Genomic DNA, 7,505 nt, shown 5'->3' with positions numbered 1-7,505 from the left:
CCCGCAGCCCCAGCCGCAGCAGCAGCCGCGCCCGCTCGCGGCGGCAACCGGGTACGAGGCCATGCGTCCGGCCGCCCTGCGCCGGGTCGGTCAGTAGCCGCGGCCCTGGTACTGGCCCCCGTACGGGTCCTGGTACGCGGGGATCGCCGCGGCGGTCGGCGCGGCCGCGGGCACGGGCGCCGCCATCGGGCGCGGTGCGGCCGGGCGCATGGCCTCGTACCCGGTTGCCGCCGCGAGCGGGCGCGGCTGCTGCTGCGGCTGGGGCTGCGGGACGAACCCGGCCCGGGGCGCGAACTGCTGCTGCGGCACGTACGGGGCGGGCGCGTTCTGAAGCGGAACCGGCATGGGGGCCGGCATCGGGGCCGGTGCGGCCGGCTGCTGGTACCCGTAGCCGTACGCGGGGGCCGGCGTCGGCTGCGGCGACGCGGGCGGGAGCGCGGGCATGGAGGAGGCGAGGGCCGGGAGGTATCCACCGCTCGAGTAACCGGCACTGGGGGAATCGTAGGCGGCCGGAACGCGGATCGGGGCGATCTGCGGAGTCCCGCGTTCTGCGACGAGGGAGTCGTAGATGGGGGTGTCCGGGAAGGAGGGCGCGGAGTAGTAACCGCCGCCATAAGTGGAGCGGGGGGAGGTCATGGGAGACAAGTTAAGCCCACGACTTCACGCGGTCTATAGCCAGGTGGCGCCAACACCGCTCTGACCTGCATATTCCCAGGTCAGGGCCACAGCTTTCACTTAAGGTTCACCTGCACGATTCGCCACATGCACCCCGCCTTGTTACCACTCGTACTCGTCGGTTGGTCCATGCACACATATGCAACTGACCGTCCGTCACAACGCGGTGACCTCGGATGACGTCATGGTGACGCTCCGTCAAGGCGGACTTCCGCCGCCCGGGTGGTTTCAGGCGTCGCCGGGCCGGGCGTAGGTCCGGCCCTTCCAGGCGGCCCCGCGCCCCCGGTAGTGCTGCACGGCCGAGTCGACCGTCATGAGCAGGTACAGCAGCGCGGTGAAGGGCAGCAGCGGCGCGAGCGCCGCGGGCTGGCGGTAGTAGCGCAGCATCGGCAGGTAGGTGCCGGCCATCAGCAGCCAGGCCGCCCCGCCGGCCGCGGCGACGGCCGGACGGCCGGCCGCGAGCCCGGCGAGGAGGGCCGCGGGGGGCACCAGGTAGACCAGGACCAGCCCGGCCACCGTCCCGGCCAGCAGCAGCGGCCGGTGGCGGAGTTGGGCGTACGCGCTGCGCGACACCATCCGCCACAGGTCGGCCAGTGCCGGGTACGGCCGCACGCTGTCCACCCGTTCCGCCAGCCCGAGCCAGATCCGGCCGCCGGAGCGCCGGACCGCCCGGGCGAGCGCGACGTCGTCGATCACGGCCTGCCGGATGGAGTCGGGGATCCCGGCGCGGACGGCCGCCTCCGTCCGCAGCAGGACGCAGCCGCCGGCGGCCGCGGCGGTGCGCGAGGCGGGGCGGTTGATCCGGCGGAACGGGTACAGCTGGGCGAAGAAGTACACGAACGCCGGCACCACGAGCCGCTCCCAGACGCTCTCCACGCGCAGGCGGGCCATCTGGGAGACGAGGTCGAGGCCGCCGGTGGTCGCGGCGGCGACCAGCTCGCGGAGGCTGTCGGGCTCGTGCGCGATGTCGGCGTCGGTGAGCAGCAGGTACTCGGGGGTGTCCGCGGCGCTGCGGGTCGCGTGGGTGATGCCGTGGCGCAGGGCCCAGAGCTTGCCGGTCCAGCCGGGCGGGGGGTCGGAGGGCGTCAGCACGGTCAGGGGGAGGCCGGGCTGCTCGGCGGCGAGGCGGCGGGCCAGGGCGGCGGTCCCGTCGGTGCTGCCGTCGTCGACCAGGACGATGCCGGCCTCGCCCGGATAGTCCTGCGCGAGGAGGGACGCCAGGCTGCGCGGCAGCACCTCGGCCTCGTCCCTGGCCGGGACCACGACGGCGACGGAGGGCCAGCGGGCGGGGGCGGTGCGCGGGGGGAGGCGGGTGTCGGTGCGCCAGAACATGCCCTGGGCGAGGGTGAGCCAGAGCCAGACGGTGAGGGAGGCGCAGGCGGCGATGAGGAGGCCCATGGCGGCAGTGTCGCCGAAGGCGGCGGGGTGTGTCCCGCGTCCGGGCCGATCGCGGCCGGCGCCGTCCTGTTTCCTCCGCGGGCTCCCCAGCGGAGGGCCGCGGCCCCTCGCGGGGGAGCCGTCGCCCCTCCCTCGGATTCGGGGGTTGTTCGGGGTGTTTTGGCGTGGTTCGGGAGGTCGGGGTTCGGGTGGTGGACGGGGGCGTCGACTAAGGTGACAAGGTGAAGATCGCGCTCATGGACTCGGGAATCGGCCTCCTCGCTGCGGCCGCCGCGACGCGTCGGCTGCGGCCCGACGCCGATCTGCTGCTCTCCTCCGACCCCGACGGGATGCCCTGGGGCCCCCGTACCCCCGCCGACCTCACCGAGCGGGCCCGCGGCGTCGCCCGGGCCGCCGCCGAGCTGCGGCCCGACGCGCTGATCGTGGCCTGCAACACCGCCTCCGTGCACTCCCTGGCCACCCTGCGGGCCGATCTGGAGCCCGGCATCCCCGTCATCGGCACCGTCCCGGCGATCAAGCCCGCCGCGGCGGCCGGCCGGCGGGTGGCGATCTGGGCCACCCCCGCCACCACCGGCAGCCCCTACCAGCGCGGACTGATCCGCGACTTCGCCGCCGGCGTCGAGGTCACCGAGGTGCCCTGCCCGGGCCTCGCCGACGCCGTCGAGCACGCCGACGAGGAGGCCGTCGCCCGCACGGTGGCCGCCGCCGCCGGACTGACCCCGGCCGACGTGACGGACGTGGTCCTCGGCTGCACGCACTACGAGCTCGTCGAGGACGCCATCCGGGAGGCCCTCGCCGTGCGCACCGGCGGGGCGGACCTGCGCTACCACGGATCTGCCGAAGCCGTCGCCGTACAGGCCCTGCGCCGGATCGGCGCCGAGCCGGCCCCGGGGCTGCCCCGGACCGGCGGGCTGACCGTCCTGCACAGCGGCCGCCCGTCCGCCCTCTCCGCCGCCGCCCTGGGCTACGCCGAGGGCCGGCTCCTCGCCGGGCTCGAACAGGGCGCGGCCGTCACCCGGTAGGGCGAGAGGCCGTTCCGCGCCGGCCCGCGGGGTGCGGGCCCCGGCCGGAGGGGAGCGGCTGCCGAGCCCCCCCCGGGACGGCGGCCCGTGGCCGGGCGCCGAGCCCGGTGCGACCACCCGCCGCCCGGCCCGGAGGGGTGGCTACGGCGTCTCCTCGCCGCATACGCGGTCGAGCAGGTCGCGTGCGAAGCCGTCCAGATCGTCCAGCCCGGACGCGGCCAGGGTCTGGGGGGAGCCGGCCAGCAGGTGGGGGATCACCCCGTGCAGGGCGAGGGTCAGGGTGCGGGCGTACCCGGCGCCGGACGGCAGGCCCGCGCCGGCCAGCAGGCCGCCGTACACGGCGAAGTCGGCGGCGTCGATGGGGTCCAGCAACCCGGCCAGCCACGGCCGCCGGCCCGCCTCGGCCCGGAGCTCCTGATAGGCCAGCATGCGCGGCCGCCCCGGCCCGGCCACGTCCCGCAGCAGTCCGGCCAGCAGCGCCGCGAGGCCCGCCCGGTCCGAGGGGCCCGAACCGGCTGCCGCCAGGGCGCCGGCGAGTTCCCGGTACCGCTCCAGACAGCGTTCCGCCACGGCACGCAGGAGCGTGTCGCGGCTGGGGAAGTAGTTCTTGGCGGTGCCCGGCGGGACGCCGGCGGCGGCGTCGACGGCCCGGTGCGTCAGCCCCCGCCCGCCCGCCCCGGCCAGTACGGCCACGGCGGCGTCGCGCAGCCGGTCCCTGCGGTCCTGGTTCACATGGCCAGCATAACCACAGCCGTGGTACCACAGATGGGGTACCACGGCTGTGGTGGTTCCGCGGTGTGCCGGGTGTTGACCACGTCCGTTCGACGGCTGGAGGACCTGATGAGCAGTGGAGGAAAGGGCACCGCCCTGGTGGCGGGCGCGGGCGTCGGCGGCCTCGCGACCGCCATCGGGCTGCGCCGCGCGGGTTGGACCGTCCGGGTCCTGGAGCGCCGCACCGCACCCGAGCGCTACGGCACCGCCTTCGGGATCCACCCCACGGCCCAGGCCGCCCTCGACCGGCTCGGCCTCGGCGAGGCCCTCCGGGCGCGGGCGGTCCCCTACCGGGGTGCCCGCATCCGCCGCCCCGACGGCAGGGTGCTCGCCGCCCTCCCCCTCGAACGGGTCGAGCGCAAGGCGGGCCGTCCCGAACTCCTGGTGTCCCGCCCCCACCTGCTCGACGCGCTGCTCACGGAACTCGACCGGCTCGGTGGTGCGGACATCGCGTACGGCCGGCCGCTCACCGACCCGCACGCCCCGGACGCCGACCTCCTCGTCGGCGCCGACGGCATCAACAGCACCGTCCGCACCACCCACTTCGGTACCCGCAGCGGCGTGCGCGCCCTCGGCACCACCGCCTGGATCGGCATCGCGGGCTTCGAGACGGGGGTGTACGGGGAGACCTGGGGCGACGGCCGCTTCTTCGGCATGACCCCCGTCGAGCCGGGCCGCACCAACTGGTACGCCGCCGTCCCCGGGGCCGCCACCGCCGAGGAGGTCCGGGCCGCCTTCGCCGGCTGGCACGACCCGGTCCCGCGCGTCCTGGCCGACACCGACCCGGCCGACTGGATCCGCTACGAGATGCGCCACCTGTACCCGGCGCTCCCGGCCTTCACGGCGGGCGGCCGGACCGCGCTCGTCGGGGACGCCGCCCACGCCATGACCCCCAACCTGGGGCAGGGCGCCTGTACCGCCCTCCTCGACGCCGAGGCCCTCACCCGCGCCGTCGCCGCCCACACGGGCCCGGAGGGCCTGCCCGCCGCTCTGCGCGCGTACGACGCCGAGCGCCGGCGCAGCGCGCAGCGCGTGGCCTTCGCCTCCCGGACCCTGCACCGCTTCGTGACCGGCAGCCGCCCCGCCCTGCGCGACGCCCTGGTCCGGATCCTGCCGGGCTGACGGGGGAGTGTGCACCGGGTGGCGCAGGGGCGGTGGCGTACCCGTGGAACGTGGGTACGCTGCTGCTCATGACGGGTCACCCCCCGGGTCCCCTCTGGACGGGCCGGGCCTCCAACCGTGCGCAGTGGCTGCTCGCCGCGGCCGGTGCGGCCTGTCTCGCGCTGGGCGTCGAGCTGGCCGTCGACAACTCCTGGGCCTCCGGGTACGTTCCGCTGCTGATGTCCGTGATCGGCTGCCTGGCCGCCGGGCTGCTGATCCTCTACGGCACCCTCGCCTTCGTGTACGTGGCCGTCACCGTCGACGCCGAGGCCATGGAGGTGCGCTGCGGCCACATCGGGCTGCCGCGCCGCACGATCCGCCTCGCGGAGGTCGCCGCCGCCGAGTTCGTCCCCCGGGTCACCCCGCGGCAGTGGGGCGGCTGGGGGTACCGCTGGCGGCCGGAGAAGGGCACCGCGGTGATCGTCCGGCGCGGGGAGGGCGTGGAGCTGCGGCTCGGCGACGGCAAGCTGTTCACGGTCACCGTCGACGACGCCGAGAACGCGGTCCGCGTCATCCGCACCCACCTGCGCGCCCGCGCCCGCTGACCGGCTCCCGAACCGGAGCCGCGCCCGCCGGCCGGCTCCCGAACCTCGGAGCCGCGCCCGCCGGCCGGCCCTCCCCGAACCGGAGCCGCGTCCGCGCCGGGAACCGGAACCCGCTTCCGGGCCCGAACCGGAGCGGGGCCGGAGCACCCGCCGGGGCCGGAACCGGAGCCCGGCGCCGCACGCGCGGCCCGGCCGGAACCGCAGCCCCGGTCCCGGCCGGAGCCGGGTGCCCGGCGGGGTGCCGCCTTACCAGCCCTTGGCACAAGGCCACGTACACTCCGCCAGATGAGCAGCAGTGTCACCCGGGCCGCCGAGAGCGAGCCCTCGCAGCCCGCCGGAACAGCCGTAGCGGGCGCCCCGCGCGCAGCCGACGCCGACGCCGCCGCGGGCTCCCCGGGCGCGGGCGGCCGCCGGGCCTCCCGGCTGGCCCGCCCCGTCCTGGCCGCGCTCGCCGGGACGCTGCTCTACCTGAGCTTCCCGCCCCGCCCCCTGTGGTGGCTGGCCCCCTTCGCGCTCGCGCTGCTCGCCGGCTGCCTGTACGGCCGGCGCGCCCGGGCCGGCTTCGGGCTCGGGTTCCTCTTCGGACTCGGCTACCTGCTGCCGCTGCTCGTCTGGACCAGCGAGGGCGTCGGCCCGGTGCCGTGGCTGGCCCTCGTCACCCTGGAGTCGCTCCTCATCGGCCTCGCCGGCCTGGGCATCGCCCTCGTCAGCCGGCTGCCCGCCGCGCCCGTGTGGTCGGCCGCCGTCTGGGTGGCGGTCGAGGCACTGCGCGCCCGGGCCCCCTTCGGCGGCTTCTCCTGGGGCCGGCTCGCCTACGGGCAGGCCGACGGGATCCTGGTACCGCTCGCCGCCGCCGGCGGGACCCCGCTGCTCTCCTTCGCCGTCGCCCTGTGCGGATTCGGCCTGTACGGGGCCGCGCGCACCGCCCGCCGGCAGCCGACCCGCACCGCCGCCGCCCTCGCCGCCCTCACGGTCGCCGCCCCCGTCGGTGCGGCCCTCGCGGCCCGCCCGCTGGTCTCCGACGCAGCCGAGGACGGCACCGCCGTCGCCGCCGTCATCCAGGGCAACGTGCCCCGCGCGGGCTTCGACTTCAACGCCCAGCGCCGCCAGGTCCTCGACAACCACGCGAACCGCACCCTCCAGCTCGCCGACGACGTCAAGGCCGGCCGGGTCCCCAAGCCCGACTTCGTGCTGTGGCCGGAGAACTCCTCCGACATCGACCCCTTCACCCAGCCCGACGCCCACGCCGTCATCGACAACGCCGTCCGGACCATCGGCGCGCCCACCGCCATCGGCTCGGTCCTCGCCCCCGAGACCGGCCCGCTGCGCAACACCATGATCCTGTGGGACCCGGTCAAGGGCCCCGTCGACACCTATGACAAGCGCAAGATCCAGCCCTTCGGCGAGCGCATCCCGATGCGCTCCTTCGTGCGGCTCTTCAGCTCCGACGTCGACCGGGTCCGCCGCGACTTCGGCCCCGGCAAGGAACCCGGCGTCTTCGACATGGCCGGCAGCGGCGTCGGCATGGTCACCTGCTACGAGGCCGCCTTCGACGACGCCGTGCGCTCCACCGTCCAGGCCGGTGCCCAGGTCATCGCCGTCCCCAGCAACAACGCCACCTTCGGCCGGACCGAGATGACCTACCAGCAGCTGGCCATGGACCGGATCCGCGCCGTCGAGCACAGCCGCAGCGTCCTCGTCCCCGTCACCAGCGGCGTCAGCGCGGTCATCCGGCCCGACGGCACGGTCGTCTCGCAGACGAAGATGTTCACCGCCGACGCCCTCGTCGCCGAGGTCCCGCTGCGCTCCACCACGACGCCGGCCACCCGCCTGGGCCCGCTGCCCGAGTACGCGCTGGTCCTGGTCGCCGCCGGCGGCCTCGGCACCGTCCTCGCCCGCCGGATCCGGGCCCGCCGCACCACCCCGTAGGGTC

7 protein-coding genes are annotated in these 7,505 nt (G+C 76.3%); 4 read left to right on the top strand and 3 right to left on the bottom strand.

The window, feature by feature from the left end:
* Positions 1–90: 90 nt before the first annotated feature.
* Together AB0469_RS34750 and AB0469_RS34745 are read right to left on the bottom strand one after the other, a co-directional pair.
* Positions 91–636, bottom strand: a complete 546-nt coding sequence (locus AB0469_RS34750) for a DUF6643 family protein (RefSeq protein WP_366455498.1) — start codon at positions 634–636, stop codon at positions 91–93.
* A 267-nt stretch (positions 637–903) separates the two neighbouring features.
* Positions 904–2,073, bottom strand: coding sequence for a glycosyltransferase (locus tag AB0469_RS34745; RefSeq protein ID WP_366455497.1), 1,170 nt, complete (start codon positions 2,071–2,073; stop codon positions 904–906).
* A gap of 221 nt (positions 2,074–2,294) precedes the next feature.
* On the opposite strand from AB0469_RS34745, the gene AB0469_RS34740 reads away from it, so the two are divergent.
* Entirely contained in the window at positions 2,295–3,095 is an 801-nt protein-coding gene (locus AB0469_RS34740; protein ID WP_366455495.1) for an aspartate/glutamate racemase family protein, read from the top strand.
* Positions 3,096–3,236: 141 nt separating this feature from the next.
* Here the strand turns inward: AB0469_RS34740 and AB0469_RS34735 are convergent, their stop codons facing one another.
* Complete coding sequence (locus AB0469_RS34735; protein WP_366455494.1) at positions 3,237–3,827, bottom strand: TetR family transcriptional regulator; 591 nt, start codon at positions 3,825–3,827, stop codon at positions 3,237–3,239.
* Positions 3,828–3,935: 108 nt separating this feature from the next.
* On the opposite strand from AB0469_RS34735, the gene AB0469_RS34730 reads away from it, so the two are divergent.
* From AB0469_RS34730 to lnt, 3 genes are all read left to right on the top strand, one after another.
* A complete protein-coding gene (locus AB0469_RS34730; protein ID WP_366455493.1) occupies positions 3,936–4,988 on the top strand; it encodes an NAD(P)/FAD-dependent oxidoreductase in 1,053 nt (350 codons plus the stop codon).
* A gap of 68 nt (positions 4,989–5,056) precedes the next feature.
* Positions 5,057–5,572 carry a hypothetical protein gene (locus tag AB0469_RS34725; protein WP_366455490.1) on the top strand — a complete coding sequence of 172 codons (516 nt, stop codon included), beginning with the start codon at positions 5,057–5,059 and terminating at the stop codon, positions 5,570–5,572.
* A gap of 285 nt (positions 5,573–5,857) precedes the next feature.
* Positions 5,858–7,501, top strand: coding sequence for an apolipoprotein N-acyltransferase (gene lnt / locus AB0469_RS34720; protein WP_366455489.1), 1,644 nt, complete (start codon positions 5,858–5,860; stop codon positions 7,499–7,501).
* The last annotated feature ends 4 nt before the right edge of the window (positions 7,502–7,505 follow it).

Origin of the sequence: Streptomyces sp. NPDC093801, from assembly GCF_040701585.1 — a bacterium.
In the GTDB taxonomy this organism is placed as follows: Bacteria; Actinomycetota; Actinomycetes; order Streptomycetales; family Streptomycetaceae; genus Streptomyces.
Note: the sequence above shows the minus strand (reverse complement) of the source record. Positions and strands in the feature narration are given on the sequence as shown.